Source organism: Pseudomonas sp. Marseille-Q7302 (assembly GCF_965111925.1).
In genome coordinates this window covers 868,121-886,265 of record NZ_CBCOPK010000001.1, presented here as the reverse complement: position 1 = coordinate 886,265, position 18,145 = coordinate 868,121, and the positions used below count along the sequence as shown (strand labels likewise).

Below are 18,145 nucleotides of genomic sequence, written 5' to 3'. Positions count from 1 at the left end.
CGCAACCGGGCGGTTTTCCTGGACGACCCGCGGCTGCTAGGCTCGGACCTCCTTTCCTTCTCCGCTGGAGTCGTCATGCCCGCTCGCGCCGTGTTCCTCGACTATGCCTCCCTCGACCTGGGCGATCTGGACCCGGCCCCGCTGCGTGCGGTGTTCGACGAGCTGGAGCTGTACCCCGCCACCGCCCCGAACGAGATCACCGCGCGACTAGCCGGCGCCCAGGTCGCCATCGTCAACAAGGTGGTGCTGGACGCCCAGACCCTGGCCGCCTGCCCGGAATTGAAACTGGTGCTGGTGAGCGCCACCGGTACCAACAACATCGACCTGGAAGCCGCGCGCGCCCAGGGCGTGCGCGTCTGCAACTGCCAGGGCTACGGCACCGCCTCGGTCGCCCAGCACACCCTGGCGCTGCTGCTGGCCCTGGCCACCCGCTTGCCGGACTACCAAGCGGATATCCGCGCTGGGCGCTGGCAGACCGCCAGCCAGTTCTGCCTGCTTGATCACCCCATCGTCGAGCTGGAGGGCAAGACCCTTGGCCTGCTCGGCCTGGGCGAGTTAGGCAGCGCGGTGAAGCGCCTGGGCGAGGCCTTCGGCATGCAGACCCTGGTGGGTCAGTTGCCCGGCCGTCCGGCGCGCCCTGGCAGCCTGCCGCTGGCCGAACTGCTGCCCCAGGTGGACGCCCTGACGATGCACTGCCCGCTGACCGAGCAGACCCGCGGCCTGATTGGTGCGGCGGAACTGGCGGCGATGAAATCCACGGCCTTCCTGGTCAACACCGCACGCGGAGGCATCGTCGACGAACAGGCCCTGGCCGATTGCCTGAGACGCGGCCACCTGGCCGGCGCCGCTACCGACGTGCTCAGCGTGGAGCCCCCGCGCGACGGCAATCCGCTGCTGGCCAGCGACATTCCGCGACTGATCGTCACCCCGCACAACGCCTGGGGCAGTCGCGAGGCGCGCCAGCGGATCATCGGCCAGTTGGCCGACAACGCCCAAGGCCATTTCGCCGGCACACCGCAGCGGGTGGTCTGCTAAAGTTCGCGCTTTTTTCGCCAGGTAGCCCCATGGATCCGCGCAGCGAAGTCCTCCTCCGTCATCCCGAGCGCTTCGGCGGCCCCCTGCTGCTGGCAGGGCTACCGGCTGACGACCTGCTCGGCGTCCTGCCCGCGGCCAGTGGCTGGAGTTGGCACGCCGGCGAGGCCGAGCAACTGGCCCGGCGCTATCCGGGACGCTCTCATCTAGGCATCGAACCGCCCCCGGGCGACTTCGCTGGCGCCGTGCTGTTCCTGCCCAAGTCCCGCGAGGCCACCGACTTCCTGCTCACCGCCCTGGCTCGCTGCCTGCCGGCCGACGGCAGCCTCTATCTGGTCGGCGAAAAGAAGGCCGGTATCGAACGCGCTGCGCGCCAGCTGGGTGCCTTCGGCAAGGCCAGCAAGCTCGACAGTGCTCGTCACTGCCAACTGTGGGTGGTGCAAGGCCCGCATACCGAGGCCGACCCGCGTCCGGACGCCTGGCTGCAACGCCAGCAGCTGGCCCGGGCCGGGGTGGGCCTTGAGATCTTCAGCCTGCCGGGGGTGTTCAGCCATGGGCGGCTGGACGTGGGCACGGCGCTGCTGCTGGAGCAACTGGATGGCCTGCCCGAAGGTGCGGTGCTCGACTTCGGCTGCGGCGCGGGCGTGGTCGGCGCCACCCTGGCCCGCCGCTATCCCGCCAGTACCCTGCATCTGCTGGACGTGGACGCCTTCGCCGTCGCCAGCAGTCGTCAGACCCTGGCGGCCAACGGCCTGACTGGAACGGTGATCGCGGGTGATGGCATCGCCGCGGCGCCCACCGGGCTCGCCGCCATCGTCAGCAATCCGCCCTTCCACAGTGGCGTGAAGACCGACTATCGCACCACCGAGACCCTGCTGGCTGACGCGGTATACCATCTGCGCCCCGGCGGCGAGCTGCGCCTGGTGGCCAACAGCTTTCTGCGCTATCCCCCATTGATCGAGGCTGCCTTCGGCAACTGCCGCACCCTGGCCGAGCGGGACGGCTTCAAGGTCTATAGCGCGCGGCGGCGGTAACGCTGTTGGGCTTCGCTGCGCTCAACCCAACCTATGCGGCATCCGTAGGTTGGGTTGAGACGGCTTCATTGTCGAAGCCCAGCAGGCGCGGCCGAACCGCGGCAATGTTACCCCCGTAGTACCCAACCAGCACCCTCTCCCCTTGGGAGAGGGTTGGGGTGAGGGAAACCGCCACCCCTAGCCAAAACCTCACCCCTTCTTCGCCGCCTCATACAACGGCATCACCTTGGGAATTGCCGCCTGCAGCGCCTTGGTGCGGTTGGCGTCGGACGGGTGGGTGCTGAGGAATTCCGCCGGCTGCTTGCCCTGGCTGGCCTGGGCCATCTTCTGCCAGAGGGTGATGGCGGCGTTGGGGTTGTAGCCGGCGCGGGCCGAGAGCTCCAGGCCAATGAGGTCGGCCTCGTTCTCGTTGCCACGGCTGAACGGCAGGGTCAGGGCCACCTGGGACACCTGGTCGGCCAGTTGCATGCCGCCCTGGCCGACACCCAGCAGGGCGCCGCCGAGGTTCTCGCCCATCTGGATGGCATAGGCCCGCGACATCTGCTCACGGCTGTGCTCGCGCAGGGCGTGGGCGATCTCGTGGCCCATCACCGCCGCCAGTTCGTCGTCGGTCAGCTTGAGCTGATCGATGAGGCCGCTGTAGACGAAGATCTTGCCGCCCGGGCCGCAGTTGGCGTTGAGCTCGTCGCTCTGCACCAGGTTGACCTGCCAGTCCCAGCTCACCGCGTCCGGGCGGAAGGCCGCGGTCTGCGGGATCAGGCGCTTGGCGATGGCCGCGACGCGCTTGCCGTCGGCGCTGTCATTGGCCAGCTTGCCGGCGGACTTGGCTTCGCTGACCGTCTTGGCATAGGACTGGGCGTACATCTGGTTGACCTGCTGCTCGGACAGCATGCTGAACATGTACTGCTTGCGCTGCACCCCGACCGCGCCACCCGAGGTGGTGTTGACGGTCTGGCAGGCGACCAGTAGCAGGCTCAAGGACAGGCCCGCGAGGGGAAGAACACGGCGCATGGGAATCTCCAGGTATCGAGGCGGATACAGCATAGAGAGGGGCGTCACGCGCGGCAACGTTCGTGCGCAGGCGACCGGAGGCCTCAATGGATCGTCAGCGCCGCCGATAGCCACGGCATTGAATGCCCTCCGGAGTCCCCGATGAGTTCCAGATCCATCCGCACCTCTATCACCCTGCTGGCCGGCGCCTGCATCCTGGTGGTGGTGATCGCCCTGATCGCCTATACCCTGCTCGCCGGTCAGCGGACCCGCACGCTGGTCGATACCCATACCGAGGCCCTGGCCGCCAATGCCGCGGAGGCCCAGCTGACCGCGGAAGCCGAAGCCGTGGGCAACCAGCTGCAGCGCCAGCTGGACGTCCCCCTGCAACTCGCCAACCAGCTGGCGCAGCTCAACGTGGCCATGGGCAGCGGTGGCGACCAACAGGTCGACCTGGATCGCCAGAGTCTGGTCCGGCTGCTGGGCCAGACCCTCAAGCGCCAGCCCGGCCTGCTCAGCCTCTATACCGTCTGGGAGCCTAATGCCATCGATGGCCAGGACGAGCGCCATCGCGGCGACGCCGCGGCCGGTTACGATGAGCAGGGCCGCTTCACCCCCTGGTGGCACAAGACCCTCGATGGCGACGTGACGGTGGAGCCGATCGGCCCGACCGTGGAAAGCCAGACCCGGCTGCCTTCGGGCGTGCGCGAAGGCGAGTACTACCTCTGCCCGCGGGAGTCCCGTACCACCTGCGTGCTCGACCCCATGCCCGATACCGTCAACGAACAACAGGTGCTGATCGCCTCCTTCAACGTACCCATCCTGGTCGGTGGCGCCTTCAAGGGCGTGGTCGGCGCCGACGTGCCACTGGACTTCATCCAGCGCCAGCTGGTCAAGGCCAATGGCCGTCTCTATGGCGGCGTGGGGCGCATGGCCCTGGTGGCCGGCAAGGGCACCCTGGTCGCCTACACTGCCGACGCCGCCCAGCTGGGCAAGCCGGCCGAACCGGTGCTGGGCGCAACCCTGGCCGGTCTCAAGGACCTTGGCGAGGGCGTCACGCGCCGTTTTGATGCCAAAAGCGAGCGCTACCAGGTCTATCTGCCGCTGCGCTTCACCGGCGACGACCGTCAGGTCTGGACACTGATCATCGAGCTGCCCCGCGAAGCGGTGCTGGCCGATCTCTACAGCCTCAAGGAAACCCTGGGCACGCAGAGACACCAGGACGTGATCGGCATGCTGCTGGTGGGCCTGGCGGTCGCCGGCGCCGGCCTGTTGGTGCTCTGGTTGATCAGCCTGCGCATTGCCCGTCCGCTGCGGCAGATGGTCGCCATGCTCGACGCCATCGGCCAGGGCGATGGCGACCTGACGCAGCGCCTCGCCACTGATCGCCGTGACGAGGTCGGGGCCATGGCCGGCGGCTTCAACAGCTTCCTGGCGTCGCTGCAGAACCTCATCGGCCAGCTGGTCCGCTCGGTGGGCGAAGTGGCCACGGCGGCCGACCACACCTCCCATATCGCCCAGCGCACCCGCGACGGCGTGGAGCGGCAGTTGCAGGAGATCGACCAGCTGGCGACCGCCATGCAGGAGATGACCGCTACCGCGCAGGACGTGGCAGGTAATGCCGGCCGCGCAGCGCGCGCCGCCACCGAGGCGGACGGCGCGGTCAACGAAGGTCAGCGGCTGGTGCAGCAGAACGTCGCCAGCAGCACCGCCCTCGCCCAGGAGATCGAACGCGCGGTGGACCAGGTCCGCCGGGTCGCCGAGGACAGCGAGAACATCGGCTCCATCCTCACCACCATCAACGGCATCGCCGAGCAGACCAATCTGCTGGCGCTCAACGCCGCCATCGAGGCGGCGCGGGCCGGCGAACAGGGCCGTGGCTTCGCGGTGGTGGCCGACGAGGTGCGCAACCTGGCACAGAAGACCCAGGTCGCCACTGGCGAGATCCAGGCGATGATCCAGCGTCTGCAGCAGGGCACCCGCGAGGCGGTGACGGTGATGCAGAGCAGCGGCGCCCAGACCAGCACGCAGGTCGCCCAGACCGAGGCCACCCGTCGCGCCCTGGACACCATCCTGGCGGCCGTGAGCGAGATCACCACCATGAACCTGCAGATCGCCAGCGCGGCGGAAGAGCAGAGCGCGGTAGCCGAGGACATCAATCGCAACGTGGTCAACATCGGCCAGAGCGCCCAGGCGGTCCACGGCGAAGCCGACAGCGCCTCGCGCGCCGGCCAGCAGCTGCGCGAGCTGGCCGAGCAGCAACGCCAGCTGGCGGGACGTTTCCGCGTCTAGCAGCGCGACCCTCGTGCCCCCTCTCCCCTTGGGCGAGGGCTGGGGTCAAGGCCGGGTAACCCACCCGGCCCCCTCGACACCTTGGCGTTCGTCGGCAGGGCTACCCGGCCAAAACCCTAAAGGGGGAGCGGTGCACTGCCGATAGCCTGGCGCCACCCAAGCACTGGAGTGCTCTCGATGTCTTTCCGCTCAGTTCGTACGACCATCACGCTGCTCTCGGGGAGCTGCATCCTGGCCGTCGTCATGGCGCTCGTCGGTTATGTGCTCTTTGCCGGCATGCGTACCCAGAGTCTGGTCGACACCCATACCGCCCAGCTTGCCGAACGTGCCGCCCAGGCCCGACTGGACGCCCAGGCCCAGGCGATCGCCGGCAACCTGATGCAGAAGCTGGATCTGCCGCTCATCGTCGCCCGCGGCATCGCCCAGCTCAATGCCCAGGCCGACAGCAGTGCCGAACGACACCTGAAGATCGACCGCGACGGCCTCTCCAACCTGCTTCAGGAAACCCTGCTCGACAATCCCGAACTGCTCGATGTCTATGCGGGCTGGGAGCCCAATGCCTTCGACGGCGCGGATGCCCAGTACGCCGGACGCAGCGAAGCCGGCTATGACGCCACGGGTCGCTTCATGCCCTGGTGGTATCGCACGCCCGAGGGCGGGCTGAAGGTGGAACCGCTGGGACCGACCATGGAGAGCCAGACCATCCTGCCTACCGGGGTCCGCGAGGGTGAGTACTATCTCTGCCCGCGGCAGCGTCTCAAACCCTGCATCGTCGACCCGGCACCCTACGAGATGAATGGGCAGAAGATCCTGATGTCCTCCTTCAATGTGCCCATCCTGGTCAAGGGCGCTTTCAAGGGCGTGGTCGGCGCCGATCTGTCCCTGGCCTTCATCCAGGAACAGCTCAAGCAGGCCAATGCCGGACTCTACGACGGCGCCGGCAGCATGGCACTGGTCGCCAACCGCGGCACCCTGGTGGCCTATACCCGGGATCCCAAGGCACTTGGCGAGCCGGCTACACAGATTCTCGGCGACGCCGCCCAGGGCCTGGCGCAACTCGGCGACGGCGTGACCCGCCGCTTCGACAGCCAGCACGACCTCTACCAGGTGTATCTACCCCTGCGCCTGGGCAGCGATGCCACCACCTGGACACTGATCCTGCAGCTGCCCCGTGCCGCGGTGCTCAGCGACCTGCAGCTCCTGCAACAGGCCCTCGGCGAGCAACGCCGCACCGACATGATCGGCATGCTGCTGGTGGGCCTGCTGGTAGCCGGCGGCGGCCTGCTGCTGCTCTGGCTCATCAGCCTGCGTATCGCCCGACCCCTGCGGCAGATGGTGGCCATGCTCGACGACATCGCCAAGGGCGATGGGGACCTGACCCAGCGGCTGACGGTCAATCGCCGGGACGAACTTGGCGCCATCGCGACTGGCTTCAATGCCTTCCTCGGCTCCCTGCAGCACCTTATCGGTCAGCTGGTGCACTCGGTTGGCGACGTGAACGCGGCTGCCAGCCAGACCACCGACATCGCCCAGCGCACCCGCGACGGCGTCCAGCGTCAGCTGCAGGAAATCGATCAGGTGGCCACCGCCATGCAGGAGATGACGGCTACCGCCCAGGACGTCGCCAGCAATGCCGGCCGTGCCGCTCAAGCCGCCACCCAGGCCGACAAGGCGGTCGGCGAAGGCCAGCGCGTGGTCCAGCAGAACGTTCGTGACTGCACCAGGCTGGCCGAGGAAATCGAGCGTGCCGTGACTCAGGTACGCCTGGTGGCGGACGACAGCGAGAATATCGGCTCCATCCTCACCACCATCAACGGTATCGCCGAACAGACCAACCTGCTGGCGCTCAACGCGGCCATCGAGGCGGCCCGGGCTGGCGAACAGGGCCGCGGCTTCGCCGTGGTGGCCGACGAGGTGCGTACCCTGGCGCAAAAGACCCAAATCGCCACTGGCGAGATTCAGAGCATGATCCAGCGCCTGCAGAGCGGCACCCGCGATGCCGTGGCGCTGATGCAGGACAGTCATGCCCAGACCGACAATCAGGTGGAACAGACCCAGGCCGCCAGCCGGGCTCTGGAGGTCATTCTCGCGGCTGTCGGCGAGATCACCGAGATGAATCTGCAGATCGCCAGCGCGGCCGAGGAACAGAGCGCCGTGGCCGAGGACATCAACCGCAACGTGGTCAACATCGGCCAGGCGGCCAATGGCGTACACGACCAGGCGGATCAGGCTTCACGTGCCGGCGGTCATCTGAGCGAACTGGCCGAGCGACAGCACCAGTTGGCGGCGCGCTTCAAGGTCTGACTACAGCGGCGTCAAACACTCCGGCCCATCCACCTCGGGCCGGTTGACGATGTCCGCCAGCACCCGCTCGCGCAGCGGCATGCCGCCGGTCGCCAGCACTTCCTGCAGGGCCTCGGGAGAACTCTCCGGATCCTGCCAGAGGGCACGGCCCGCCTCGTCGAGCAGAATGGGGCGGCGCAGCGGGCCGGCCGCCTGGGTGACCATGGCCACCGACAGCCAGAGCTGATCGCCGGCCGGATAGGCCTCCCAGAGCGCGGCGAACCAGGCCAGGGGCTCGCCATTAAGCATCCAGTAGGGTCGCTTGCGGTGGTTGCCACGCCATTCATAGAAGCCATTGGCCGGCAGCAGGCAGCGCCGCAGGCGAAAGGCCTCGCGAAACATCGGCTGGGTAGCCAGGCTTTCAGCACGGGCATGGGTGGGGGTGCGGGAAAGATCGGTGAGCCAGGGGGGCGTCAGTCCCCAGCGGCCACTGTCGAGACGCTCGCCCTCCTCCGTGCGCCGCTGCAGCAGCACCTGCTGATGGGGGGAGATGTTCCAGCGCGGCGGATGCCGTTCAGGCAACCCCGGCAGCGCGGCGAATTCGGTGGGCCAGCGGAACAGGGCGTAGCGTCCGGACATGAAAACCTTTCAACAGATGAGGATGCCCTGCTCGGGGGAGGGATCCTCTCCCGGCAGGGGCGTGGCGGCATTGTACGCGGCGATCAGTGCCTGCGCGCGCTGGGCTTCCTCGTCCTCGACCAGCAGACCGAGCAGCCCCACCGCCGGCAGGTCACCGATGCCTCCGAGCAGATGGCGACCGGCGAGGAAACCACTGATGCCCTCGCTGGCGAGCACGGCCAGGAGCAGTTCGCCCTCGTGCAGCGACCCCGGCTCATAGATGCGGCGCATCAGTCATCCTCCCGCCGAACCTCGAGATTCCAGTCCTCGCCGTCGGTGTGCAGCCCGAAGCGGATCGGTCGGCAGCAGACTTCGCAGTCTTCGTAGTAGTCCTGATCACCGCCGCTGAGGTCGAGCACCACCTCGCCCGGTTCGCCGCAATAAGGGCAATCGTATTCCTGGCTTTCCAGCATCTGCCTGTACTCCTTGACCGCCAACCTGCCGCCCATCCGGCCCCTGGCGCTTGCATCTGGCGCCACGCCCACTACTATGGCCGCCGGAATTTCTACAAGAGAACACCATGGGCGAGTTCGAAGCCATTCGACCCTATAACGACGCGGAAGTCCCCGGGGTTCTGGCCCGCCTGATCGACGACGACCACTTCATCGGCATCCTTGCCGGCTACCGGTTCCCGCGCCTGTCCAAGGGACTCGGCTGGGTAGTGCGCCCCCTGCTGCGCACGCGCCTGCGCCAGGAACTGAGTGGTATCCAGAGCGTCGCGGCGCTGCAGGACAAGCTCGAACCCTATGTGGATCGCGCCATCGAGAAGGCCTCGGACGGCGTCACCTACTCGGGCATCGACCAGCTGCGCAGCGGCCGCGCCTATCTGTTCCTGGCCAACCACCGCGACATCGTGATGGACCCGGCCTTCGTCAACTATGCCGTCTACCACGCCGGCCTGCCAACGCCGCGCATCGCCATCGGCGACAACCTCCTGCAGAAGCCCTTCGTCAGCGACCTGATGCGGCTGAACAAGAGCTTCATCGTGCACCGCTCCATCAGCGGCCGGCGCGAAAAGCTGGCGGCGTACCAGAACCTGTCCGCCTACATCAATCATTCGATCCGCCAGGACGGCCAGTCCATCTGGATCGCCCAGGCCGAGGGCCGGGCCAAGGATGGCGACGACCGCACCGATTCGGCCATCCTCAAGATGTTCCACATGAGCTGCAAGGACGAGCCCTTCGCCGAGCTGGTCAAGGCGCTCAACATCGTGCCGGTATCCATCAGCTACGAATTCGATCCCTGCGACCAGGCCAAGGCCCGCGAACTGCACATCCGCGCCACCACCGGCAGCTATACCAAGGCGCCGGGCGAGGATGACGTCAGCATCGCGCTGGGCATCACCGGCTACAAGGGGCGGGTGCACGTTGCCTTCGGCGAGCCGGTCAGTGGCGAGTTCGAGGATGCCAAGGCGCTGGCCCAGGAGATGGATCGGCAGATCCTCGGCAACTACCGGCTGTTCCCTGCCAGCTATCTGGCCTATGCCGCCTGGGATGGCCGCGATGCGGAGCTGGCCGTACCCGCCGTGGACGCCCTGTTTCCGGCCGAGGAGATCGAGGTCGCCCGTGCCGAGTGGGAAAGACGCCTGGCCGAATGCCCGGCGGACCACCGCGCCCAGCTGGTGCGCCAGTACGCCCAGCCGGTGCTGAACAAGTACCGCGTCCTGGCCGGTCTGGAATAGCCCACGCGCGCTCATGAAAAAGCCCGGCACGAGCCGGGCTTTTTTGTGGACGGTCGCGGCTCAATGGCCGCTGAGCACCTGCACCACCGTCGGATCCTTGAACACCCGGGTCAGGGCATCGCTCAGGACATCGCTGACCAGCTTGGTGTTGGCCTCGGCATTGGGCGCCATGCCAAAGCGCTGGTTGAGACTGGCACCATAGCGACCCTTGTAGCCGCGCTGGCTGTTGCGCACCTCGACCTGGAAGGCCGCCGCGACGTCGGACGCGGTGACGTACAGCTCCTTGGGCGACTGGTAGTTCAGCTCGGCCAGGGTCAGGGTCAGCTGGGGCGCACCCGGGCCGGCATTGGGCGACGGGGTGAAGCCCATCTGGCGTACGGCCTTCTCGGCTTCGGCCTGCAGCTTGGGAATCACGTCCTGGGTCTGCACCACCACCACGCTGGTGTCGGGATAGAGACCGCCGCGGGTGCCCAGGGTGAAGGAGGAACGACCATCGACCACCCGGACCGAGACCGGCTGGCCCTGGCCGACCGGGGCGATGGGCGCGGTGATCTGGGGTTGCGGACTCAATTGCTGGGGGCTGCTGGCACAACCGACCAGGGTCAGACCAGTGGCGGCGAGCAGGCCGAGCAACAGGCGATAGCGCATGCAGAGACTCCGGAAGAAAGGGACAGGGGGCAGTATACCCAGCCCCTCACCGGCGTCGATAGACCGGGCCTCTGGACAAAGAAACGCCGGCACGGGGCCGGCGTCGCTCAGACCAGGGGTTATGGCTTGGCCGCCAATGGCGGCCGGGTCTGGCTGCGTTCCAGCCAGCCACCGCCGAGGGCCTTGTACAGGGTGACCTCGCTGTTGAGCTGATTGAGTCTGTCGGTGATCAACTGCTGCTGAGCGCTGTACAGCGAACGCTGGGCGTCGAGTACCGTGAGGTAGTTGTCGATGCCCTGGCGATAGCGCAGGTTGGCCAGGTCGTAGTACTCCTGGCTGGCCTGCACCAGGTCCTGCTGGGCCTGCAGCTGGTCGTCGTAGGTGCCCTTCGCCGCCAGGGCATCGGCCACTTCGCGGAAGGCGGTCTGGATCGCCTTCTCGTAGGTGGCGACGTTGATGTCCTTCTGGATCTTGGCCGCATCCAGGCTGGCCTTGAGGCTGCCGGCGGTAAAGATCGGGATGTTGATGCTCGGCGAGAAGGTCCAGTAGCCGGAGCCGGCGTCGAACAGGCCATTGAGATCCCGGCTGGCCGTGCCGCCCTGGGCGGTCAGGCTGATGCGCGGGAAGAAGGCCGCCCGGGCCGCGCCGATGTTGGCATTGGCGGCGCGCAGTTGCAGCTCGGACTGGAGGATGTCCGGACGCTTCTGCAAGAGATCCGACGGCAGGTTGGCCGGCAGGTCGGCGAGCAGGTCCTTGCCATCCAGGCCCTTGCCTTGTGGCAGGTCCGCCGGGATCGAGGTGCCCAGCAGCAGAGTCAGGGCGTTGCGATCCTGAGCCACCTGGCGGGTGTACTGCGCCAGATTCGCCCGCGCTCCTTCCAGGGCGGTACGCGCCTGACGCAAGTCCAGGCCGCTGGCCACGCCGTTCTCGACGGTCTGCCGGGTCAGGTCGTAGGAGCGCTGGTAGGCGGCGAGGGTCTCGCGGGTCACCTGCAGCATGCGCTGGTCGGTGAGCCAGGCGTAGTAGGCATTGGCCACTTCGGACACCAGCGAGATCTGGGTGCTGCGGCGCCCTTCGCTGGTGGCGAAGTAGTTGAGCAGCGCCTGCTCGCTGAGGCTGCGCAGGCGGCCGAACAGGTCCAGCTCATAGGAGGTGAAGCCCAGGGTCACGCTGTACTGGCTGCTGATGCTGCCACCCCCCCCGCCGCCCGCGCCGTTGGCACTGTTGCCGGCGAGCAGTTCGCGGATGGCGGAGACCTGGCTCAGGTCTTCCGGCTGACGGGAACGGGTACCGGTGCCGCTGACACCGATATCGGGAAACAGCTCGGCACGCTGCACGCGGTACTGCGCCTGGTACAGCCGCACGTTCAGGGCGGCCTGGCGCAGGTCGCGGTTGTTGTCCAGCGACAGCTGGATCAGCCGCTGCAGCGCCGGGTCGCGATAGAAATCGCGCCAGCCGATGTCCGCCGCCTGCTGGTCGCGATTGACCGTGAGGGCATCGTAGGCCTGGCCGTGGGGCCAGGCATTCTCCACTGGTGCATTGGGCCGCTGGTAATCGGGGATCAGGCTGCAGCCGGAGACGGCCAGCATGCCCACCACCACTGCCAAGACAGACTTCTTCATATCAGTGTCCTTCCTTGCCATGGGCTTCCTGGTCCTTGCTGGCCTTGTCCTTGAACAGGCTGCTGACCACCACGTAGAACATGGGAATCCAGAAGATCGCCAGGACCGTGGCGGTGAGCATGCCGCCGATCACGCCGGTACCGACTGCGTGCTGGCTGCCGGAGCTGGCGCCCGAGGAGATCGCCAGGGGCACCACGCCCAGGATGAAGGCCATGGAGGTCATGATGATGGGCCGCAGGCGCATGCGCGAGGCTTCCACCGCCGCATCGACGATGTTCTTGCCGCCCTCGTGCAGCTCCTTGGCGAATTCCACGATCAGGATGGCGTTCTTCGCCGCCAGGCCAATGGTCGTCAACAGACCGACCTGGAAGAAGACGTCGTTGGCCAGGCCACGGAAGTAGGTAGCCAGCAAGGCCCCCACCACCCCCAGCGGCACCACCAGGATGACCGCGATCGGGATCGACCAGCTCTCGTACAGCGCCGCGAGGCAAAGGAACACCACCAGCAGCGACAGCGCATAGAGCGCCGGCGCCTGGGAGCCGGACAGCCGTTCCTCGTAGGACAGACCGGTCCAGGCGATGCCCACGCCCTGCGGCAGGTCCTTGGCCATGCGCTCGATCTCGGCCATGGCGTCACCGGTGCTGTAGCCAGGCGCGGCGGAACCGAGGATCTCCAGCGAGGAGATGCCGTTGTAGCGCTCCAGCTTGGGCGACCCGTAGATCCATTCGCCGCGGGCGAAGGCCGACACCGGCACCATCTCACCTGAGCCGTTGCGCACGTACCACTTGTTGAAGTCCTCGGGGTTCATCCGCGCGCTGGCTTCGCCCTGCAGGTACACCTTCTTCACCCGACCGCGGTCGATGAAGTCGTTGACGTAGCTGGAGGCCCAGCCGATGGACAGGGTCTGGTTCACGTCGCTCTGCGACAGACCCAGGGCCCGCACCTTCTCGTCATCGACGATGAGCTTGAATTGCGGCTCGTCGTTGAGGCCGTTGGGACGGGTCTGCATCAGCTTGGGATTCTGCGCGGCCATGCCGAGCAGCTGGTTACGGGCGGCCATGAGCGCCTCGTGACCGATGCCGCCCTGATCCTGCAGATAGAAGTCGAAGCCGGTGGCGTTACCCAGCTCCAGTACCGCCGGCGGCACGATGGCGTAGACGATGGCGTCCTTGATGCCCGACAGGTAGCCCATGGCCCGACCGGCCACGGCGCTGGCCCCGTCGCGCGCATCCGGGCGCTCTTCCCAGGGCTTGAGCTGGATGAACGCCAGGCCCGAACTCTGGCCGCGACCGGCGAAGTTGAAGCCGTTGACGGTGAACATCGAGCTGACCGCGCTCGAGTCGTTCTTCATCATCATCTCGCGCATGGTGTCGAGCACCTTCTGCGTCCGCTCGGCAGTGGAGCCCGGCGGCGTGGTGACCTGGGCGAAGATCACGCCCTGGTCCTCTTCCGGCAGGAAGGACGACTGGATACGGGTGAACAGGAACACCATGACGCCGACGATCAGCACATAGAGCAGCAGGAAGGGCACCTTGTGGCGGATCACGGCGGCCACGCTGCGCTCGTAACGGTGCTGACCGTTTTCGAACTTGCGGTTGAACCAGCCGAAGAAACCGCGCTTCTCGTGGTGCCCCTGCTTGACCGGCTTGAGCATGGTGGCGCACAGCGCCGGCGTCAGGATCAGGGCCACCAGCACCGACAGCACCATCGAGGAGACGATGGTGATGGAGAACTGGCGATAGATCACCCCAGTGGAGCCACCAAAGAAGGCCATGGGCACGAACACCGCCGACAGCACCATGGCGATACCCACCAGGGCGCCCTGGATCTGGCCCATGGACTTGCGCGTCGCCTCCTTGGGCGAAAGGCCCTCCTCGGCCATCACCCGCTCGACGTTTTCCACCACCACGATGGCGTCGTCCACCAGCAAGCCGATGGCGAGCACCATGCCGAACATGGTCAGGATGTTGATGGTGAAACCGGCGGCCAGCAGCACCGCGAAGGTGCCCAACAGGACCACGGGCACGGCGATGGTGGGAATCAGGGTGGCCCGGAAGTTCTGCAGGAACAGGAACATCACCAGGAACACCAGCAGGATCGCCTCGCCCAGGGTCTTGACCACCTCGTGGATGGAGGCGGTCACCACCGGGGTGGTGTCATAGGGATAGACCACTTCCATGCCCGGAGGCATGAACGGCTTGAGGCGGTCGATGGTGGCATGGACCGCCTTGGCGGTGTCCAGGGCGTTGGCCCCGGTGGCCAGACGCAGGGCCATGCCGGACGCCGGCTTGCCGTCGAACTGGGCATCGATGGAGTAGTTCTCGCCGCCCAGCTCCACCCGCGCCACGTCGCGTAGCCGGACCTGGGCCCCGCTCTGGTCCACCTTGAGGAAGATCTTGCCGAATTCCTCGACGCTGGTCAGACGAGTCTTGCCGATGATGGTGGCGTTGAGCTGCTGTCCCGGCACCGCCGGCAGGCCACCGAGCTGACCGGAGGCGATCTGCACGTTCTGGCTCTGGATGGCGGCGCTGACATCGACCGGGGTGAGCTGGTACTTCACCAGCTTCTGCGGATCGAGCCAGATGCGCATGGCGTACTGGGCGCCAAACACCTGGAAGTCGCCGACACCGGTGGTCCGGGCGATGGGATCACGCATATTGGAGACGATGTAGTTGGACAGGTCTTCCTTGGTCAGGGAGCCATCCATGGACACCAGGCCCACCACCATCATGAAGTTGCGCTGGTACTTGGCGACGCGCATGCCCTGCTGCTGGACTTCCTGCGGCAGGAGCGGCGTCGCCAGCTGCAGCTTGTTCTGCACCTGGACCTGCGCGATATCGGGGTTGGTGCCCTGGTTGAAGGTCACGATGATGGTCATGCTGCCGTCGGAGTTGGACTCCGAGGAGATGTACCTGAGGTTGTCGATCCCGTTCATCTGCTGTTCGATGACCTGGACCACGGTGTCCTGCACCGTCTGCGCCGAGGCGCCCGGATAGGACACCTGGATCGAGACCGCCGGTGCGGCAATGTTCGGGTACTGGTTGATCGGCAGATTGAGGATCGACAGGATGCCGGCGAGCATGATCACCAGGGCGATTACCCAGGCGAAAATGGGCCGGTCGATGAAGAACTTGGACATCGGGCGCTCCCCTTACTGACCCTGACCCGCCGGCTTCTGCTCGGCGGAGGCGATGTTGCTCGCCGGCTTGGCGGTGACGGTGGCACCCGGTTTGATCTTTTGCAGGCCCTCGGTGATGACCTTGTCACCGGCCTTGAGGCCATCGGTGACCAGCCAGTCGGAACCAACGGTACGCTCGGTCTTGAGTACCCGTTGCTCGACCTTGCCCTCGCCGTTGACCACCATGGCGGTGGGCTGGCCCTTGAGGTTGCGGGTCACGCCCTGTTGCGGTACCAGCAGGGCATTCTGGCGCACTCCGGACTGCAGCTGGGCACGCACGAACATGCCGGGCAGCAGCAGCTTGTCGGGGTTGGGGAATTCGGCGCGGATGGTCACCGAGCCGGTGCCCTGATCCACCGACACCTCGGCGAACTTGAGCTTGCCGGGACGGCTATAGGCGCTACCGTCCTCCAGCATCAGCTTGACCTCGGCGGCGTTCTCGCCCTGCACCTTCTGCAGCTGACCGCTGTCCAGCTCGCGACGCAGGCGCAAGAGGTCGGTGGCGGACTGAGTCACGTCGACATAGATGGGGTCCAGCTGGGTGATGCTGGTCAGGGCGGTAGTCTGGTCGGCGGTGACCAGGGCGCCTTCGGTCATCATCGAGCGACCGATGCGCCCGGAGATGGGCGCGGCGACCTTGGTGTAGGCCAGGTTGATCTCGGCGTTGCGCAGGGCGGCCCTGGCCGATTCCACCTGGGCTTCGTTCTGCCGCTGCATGGACAGCGCATCGTCGGCTTCCTGCTTGCTGATCGCCTGCTCCTTGACCAGGGCGCCATAGCGCTGGGCCTTGAGCCGGTTGGAGGCGAGAGTAGCCTGCGCCTGGGCAAGGGAGGCCTTGGCGGAATTGACGTTGGCCTCGTAGGTGCGCGGATCGATCTGATAGAGCTGGGTGCCGGCCTTCACGTCGGCGCCTTCGGTGAAATAGCGCTTGAGCAGGATGCCGCTCACCTGGGGACGGACCTCGGCGATGCGGAAGGCGGCGGTACGCCCGGGAAGTTCATCGGTCAGGGTCACGGTGCGAGGTTCCATCGTCACCACCCCGACTTCCGCGGGCTTCTGCTGCTGTTGCTGCTGGTCCTTGTTGTCCTGCTTGCCGCAGGCACCCAGGGCCAAGGCTACGGCCAGCAGGGCGGGAGCGAAAAAGGCATGCGCCGGCTTGATCTGCATATCAAAAGTCCTTGAAAGCTGGGAAATGAGCATGCGCAGCGCGCCTTGTGGATCCGCACCGGCTCGAGCATAGGAATTATTATCAGACAAATATACTTACGTTCACGACTGTTTGTAAATAACCCAAGTGCAATGCTCGGGTATCTCGCCGGGTGCTCCGACGCTCGTGAAAAAGGCCATGCTGACAAAACCGGGCCCGTGCGACGACCTCGGTAGCAGACCATGAGGCAGGAGCCGAGTTCTGCCGGGAAATTTCCCTGGCGTCCACTCCATCGCCAAAAACGACCAGCCACAAAAATGCCGGACGAATCCGGCATTTTTGGTTACAACCTGAGGGCGTCCCGTTACTGGCGCACGCCTTCGAAGGACAGCATGAATTCCACTTCCTGGGACTTGGGACCAAGGTCCTTCTGGATGTTGAAATCCTTGAGCTTGAGGGTGGTGGTGCCCTCGAAGCCGGCGCGGTAGCCACCCCACGGGTCCTTGCCCTCGCCCATGAAGTGGGCCTTGATGGTGACCGGCTTGGTCACGCCGTTCAGGGTCAGGTTGCCGGTGACGTCGGCGGTGCCGTCGCCGGTGGGGGTGACCTTGGTGGATTCGAAGCTGGCCTGGGGATGGGCGGCGACGTTGAGGAAGTCGGCGCTGCGCAGGTGCTTGTCACGCTCGGCGTGGTTGGTGTCGACGCTGTCGGTGTTGATGGTCACCTTGACCTTGTCGGCGGAGGGATCCTTGGCATCGAAGCTGAAGTTGCCGTCGAAGTCCTTGAAGGTGCCATACAGCCAGCTGTAGCCCAGGTGCTGGATACGGAACTGGATGAAGGCGTGCTGGCCCTGCTTGTCGATCTTGTAATCGGCGGCCATGGCCTGGCCAGCGCCCAGCAGAGCGGTACCCAGGGCCAGGGCGGCAACGGTTTTCTTCAGCATTGGATGAAGCTCCATGTGGTGGTGGGAAAGGCGATCAGTGCGGGATATGGACCCGGCCGAGCATGCGGACCAGGGTGCCGTCGCGGTCGACGAAGTGGTGCTTGAGGGCGGCCACCACGTGCAGGCCGGCCAGGACGATCAGCGTCCAGGCGAACCAGAGATGGATCTTGCCAGCGGTGTCGGCCTGCTCCGGCAGACCGCTCAGGGTCGCCGGGACCTTGAACCAGCCAAAGACATCGATGGCCACGCCATCGGCGGTGGAAATCAGGTAGCCGGCCACCATCACGGTGAGCATCAGCCCATAGAGCAGGAAGTGCCCGGCACCCGCGGCGCGGCGCACCAGGGGGCTGCCTTCCACCGGCGGCGGTGGGCTGACCAGGCGCCAGAGCAGACGCAGCACCAGGGCGATCAGCAAGAGGATGCCGGCGCTCTTATGCAGCTCGGGGGCGGTGTGGTACCAGGTGTCGTAGTAGTCCAGGGTCCGCATCCACAGGCCGGAGGCGAACATGGCGATAATCGCCAGGGCCATGACCCAATGCAGAACCAGACTTACCAGACCGTAGCGAAGGCCGTCGTTGCGCCAGTGCATCGCTTTTCTCTCCTGAAAAAGCTTTGCC

General features: G+C 66.3%; 15 protein-coding genes and 1 pseudogene. 6 read left to right on the top strand and 10 right to left on the bottom strand.

The genetic code is table 11. The annotated features are described in order from the left end of the window. The first annotated feature begins 75 nt into the window (after window positions 1-75). On the top strand, window positions 76-1,035 hold the full coding sequence (locus tag ACWPW1_RS04200) for a 2-hydroxyacid dehydrogenase (RefSeq protein WP_434775766.1): 960 nt from the start codon (window positions 76-78) through the stop codon (window positions 1,033-1,035). Window positions 1,036-1,064: 29 nt separating this feature from the next. Further along, on the top strand, window positions 1,065-2,066 hold the full coding sequence (locus ACWPW1_RS04195) for a methyltransferase (RefSeq protein WP_454252423.1): 1,002 nt from the start codon (window positions 1,065-1,067) through the stop codon (window positions 2,064-2,066). A 189-nt stretch (window positions 2,067-2,255) separates the two neighbouring features. On the opposite strand, the gene ACWPW1_RS04190 is transcribed toward ACWPW1_RS04195, so the two are convergent. Next, window positions 2,256-3,077: a M48 family metalloprotease gene (locus ACWPW1_RS04190; protein WP_434775764.1), complete on the bottom strand. Its 822-nt coding sequence runs from the start codon at window positions 3,075-3,077 to the stop codon at window positions 2,256-2,258. 141 nt (window positions 3,078-3,218) lie between these two features. On the opposite strand from ACWPW1_RS04190, the pseudogene ACWPW1_RS04185 reads away from it, so the two are divergent. The 3 genes and pseudogenes from ACWPW1_RS04185 to ACWPW1_RS04175 all read left to right on the top strand — a co-directional run. Then, window positions 3,219-4,490: pseudogene (locus ACWPW1_RS04185) on the top strand (HAMP domain-containing protein); the annotation flags it as partial. Next, the gene (locus ACWPW1_RS04180) at window positions 4,464-5,348 is read left to right on the top strand and encodes a methyl-accepting chemotaxis protein (protein ID WP_420480503.1); all 885 of its coding nucleotides are present in this window, start codon (window positions 4,464-4,466) and stop codon (window positions 5,346-5,348) included. The pseudogene ACWPW1_RS04185 and the gene ACWPW1_RS04180, both read left to right, overlap by 27 nt. Before the next feature lie 177 nt (window positions 5,349-5,525). Then, window positions 5,526-7,652, top strand: coding sequence for a methyl-accepting chemotaxis protein (locus ACWPW1_RS04175; RefSeq protein ID WP_434775763.1), 2,127 nt, complete (start codon window positions 5,526-5,528; stop codon window positions 7,650-7,652). Here the strand turns inward: ACWPW1_RS04175 and ACWPW1_RS04170 are convergent, their stop codons facing one another. Genes ACWPW1_RS04170 through ACWPW1_RS04160 form a run of 3 tightly spaced genes read right to left on the bottom strand, consistent with a single transcriptional unit; the run spans window position 7,653 to window position 8,722 of the window. Continuing rightward, window positions 7,653-8,270 carry an SOS response-associated peptidase gene (locus ACWPW1_RS04170; protein WP_271653887.1) on the bottom strand — a complete coding sequence of 206 codons (618 nt, stop codon included), beginning with the start codon at window positions 8,268-8,270 and terminating at the stop codon, window positions 7,653-7,655. It abuts the gene before it with no gap. Between the two features lie 9 nt (window positions 8,271-8,279). Continuing rightward, a complete protein-coding gene (locus ACWPW1_RS04165) occupies window positions 8,280-8,540 on the bottom strand; it encodes a putative signal transducing protein (protein WP_017639857.1) in 261 nt (86 codons plus the stop codon). Then, complete coding sequence (locus ACWPW1_RS04160) at window positions 8,540-8,722, bottom strand: CPXCG motif-containing cysteine-rich protein (protein ID WP_017639858.1); 183 nt, start codon at window positions 8,720-8,722, stop codon at window positions 8,540-8,542. The genes ACWPW1_RS04165 and ACWPW1_RS04160 overlap by 1 nt, the downstream gene beginning before the upstream one ends. A 107-nt stretch (window positions 8,723-8,829) precedes the next feature. Between ACWPW1_RS04160 and ACWPW1_RS04155 the strand changes: the two genes are divergently transcribed. Continuing rightward, window positions 8,830-9,990 (top strand): 1-acyl-sn-glycerol-3-phosphate acyltransferase, encoded by a 1,161-nt coding sequence (locus ACWPW1_RS04155; protein WP_323148798.1) that lies wholly within the window; start codon window positions 8,830-8,832, stop codon window positions 9,988-9,990. A gap of 60 nt (window positions 9,991-10,050) precedes the next feature. Here the strand turns inward: ACWPW1_RS04155 and ACWPW1_RS04150 are convergent, their stop codons facing one another. The 6 genes from ACWPW1_RS04150 to ACWPW1_RS04125 all read right to left on the bottom strand — a co-directional run bounded on the left by ACWPW1_RS04150 (window position 10,051) and on the right by ACWPW1_RS04125 (window position 18,117). Further along, window positions 10,051-10,638 (bottom strand): YajG family lipoprotein, encoded by a 588-nt coding sequence (locus tag ACWPW1_RS04150; RefSeq protein WP_271653885.1) that lies wholly within the window; start codon window positions 10,636-10,638, stop codon window positions 10,051-10,053. Between the two features lie 119 nt (window positions 10,639-10,757). Next, the gene (gene adeC, locus ACWPW1_RS04145) at window positions 10,758-12,260 is read right to left on the bottom strand and encodes an AdeC/AdeK/OprM family multidrug efflux complex outer membrane factor (RefSeq protein ID WP_454252422.1); all 1,503 of its coding nucleotides are present in this window, start codon (window positions 12,258-12,260) and stop codon (window positions 10,758-10,760) included. 1 nt (window position 12,261) lies between these two features. Further along, a complete protein-coding gene (locus ACWPW1_RS04140) occupies window positions 12,262-15,399 on the bottom strand; it encodes an efflux RND transporter permease subunit (RefSeq protein WP_434775762.1) in 3,138 nt (1,045 codons plus the stop codon). A 12-nt stretch (window positions 15,400-15,411) separates the two neighbouring features. After that, window positions 15,412-16,605: an efflux RND transporter periplasmic adaptor subunit gene (locus tag ACWPW1_RS04135; protein ID WP_271653883.1), complete on the bottom strand. Its 1,194-nt coding sequence runs from the start codon at window positions 16,603-16,605 to the stop codon at window positions 15,412-15,414. Window positions 16,606-16,949: 344 nt separating this feature from the next. After that, window positions 16,950-17,528 (bottom strand): YceI family protein, encoded by a 579-nt coding sequence (locus ACWPW1_RS04130; RefSeq protein ID WP_059313566.1) that lies wholly within the window; start codon window positions 17,526-17,528, stop codon window positions 16,950-16,952. Window positions 17,529-17,562: 34 nt separating this feature from the next. Then, window positions 17,563-18,117 (bottom strand): cytochrome b, encoded by a 555-nt coding sequence (locus tag ACWPW1_RS04125; protein ID WP_059313565.1) that lies wholly within the window; start codon window positions 18,115-18,117, stop codon window positions 17,563-17,565. Window positions 18,118-18,145 lie beyond the last annotated feature (28 nt).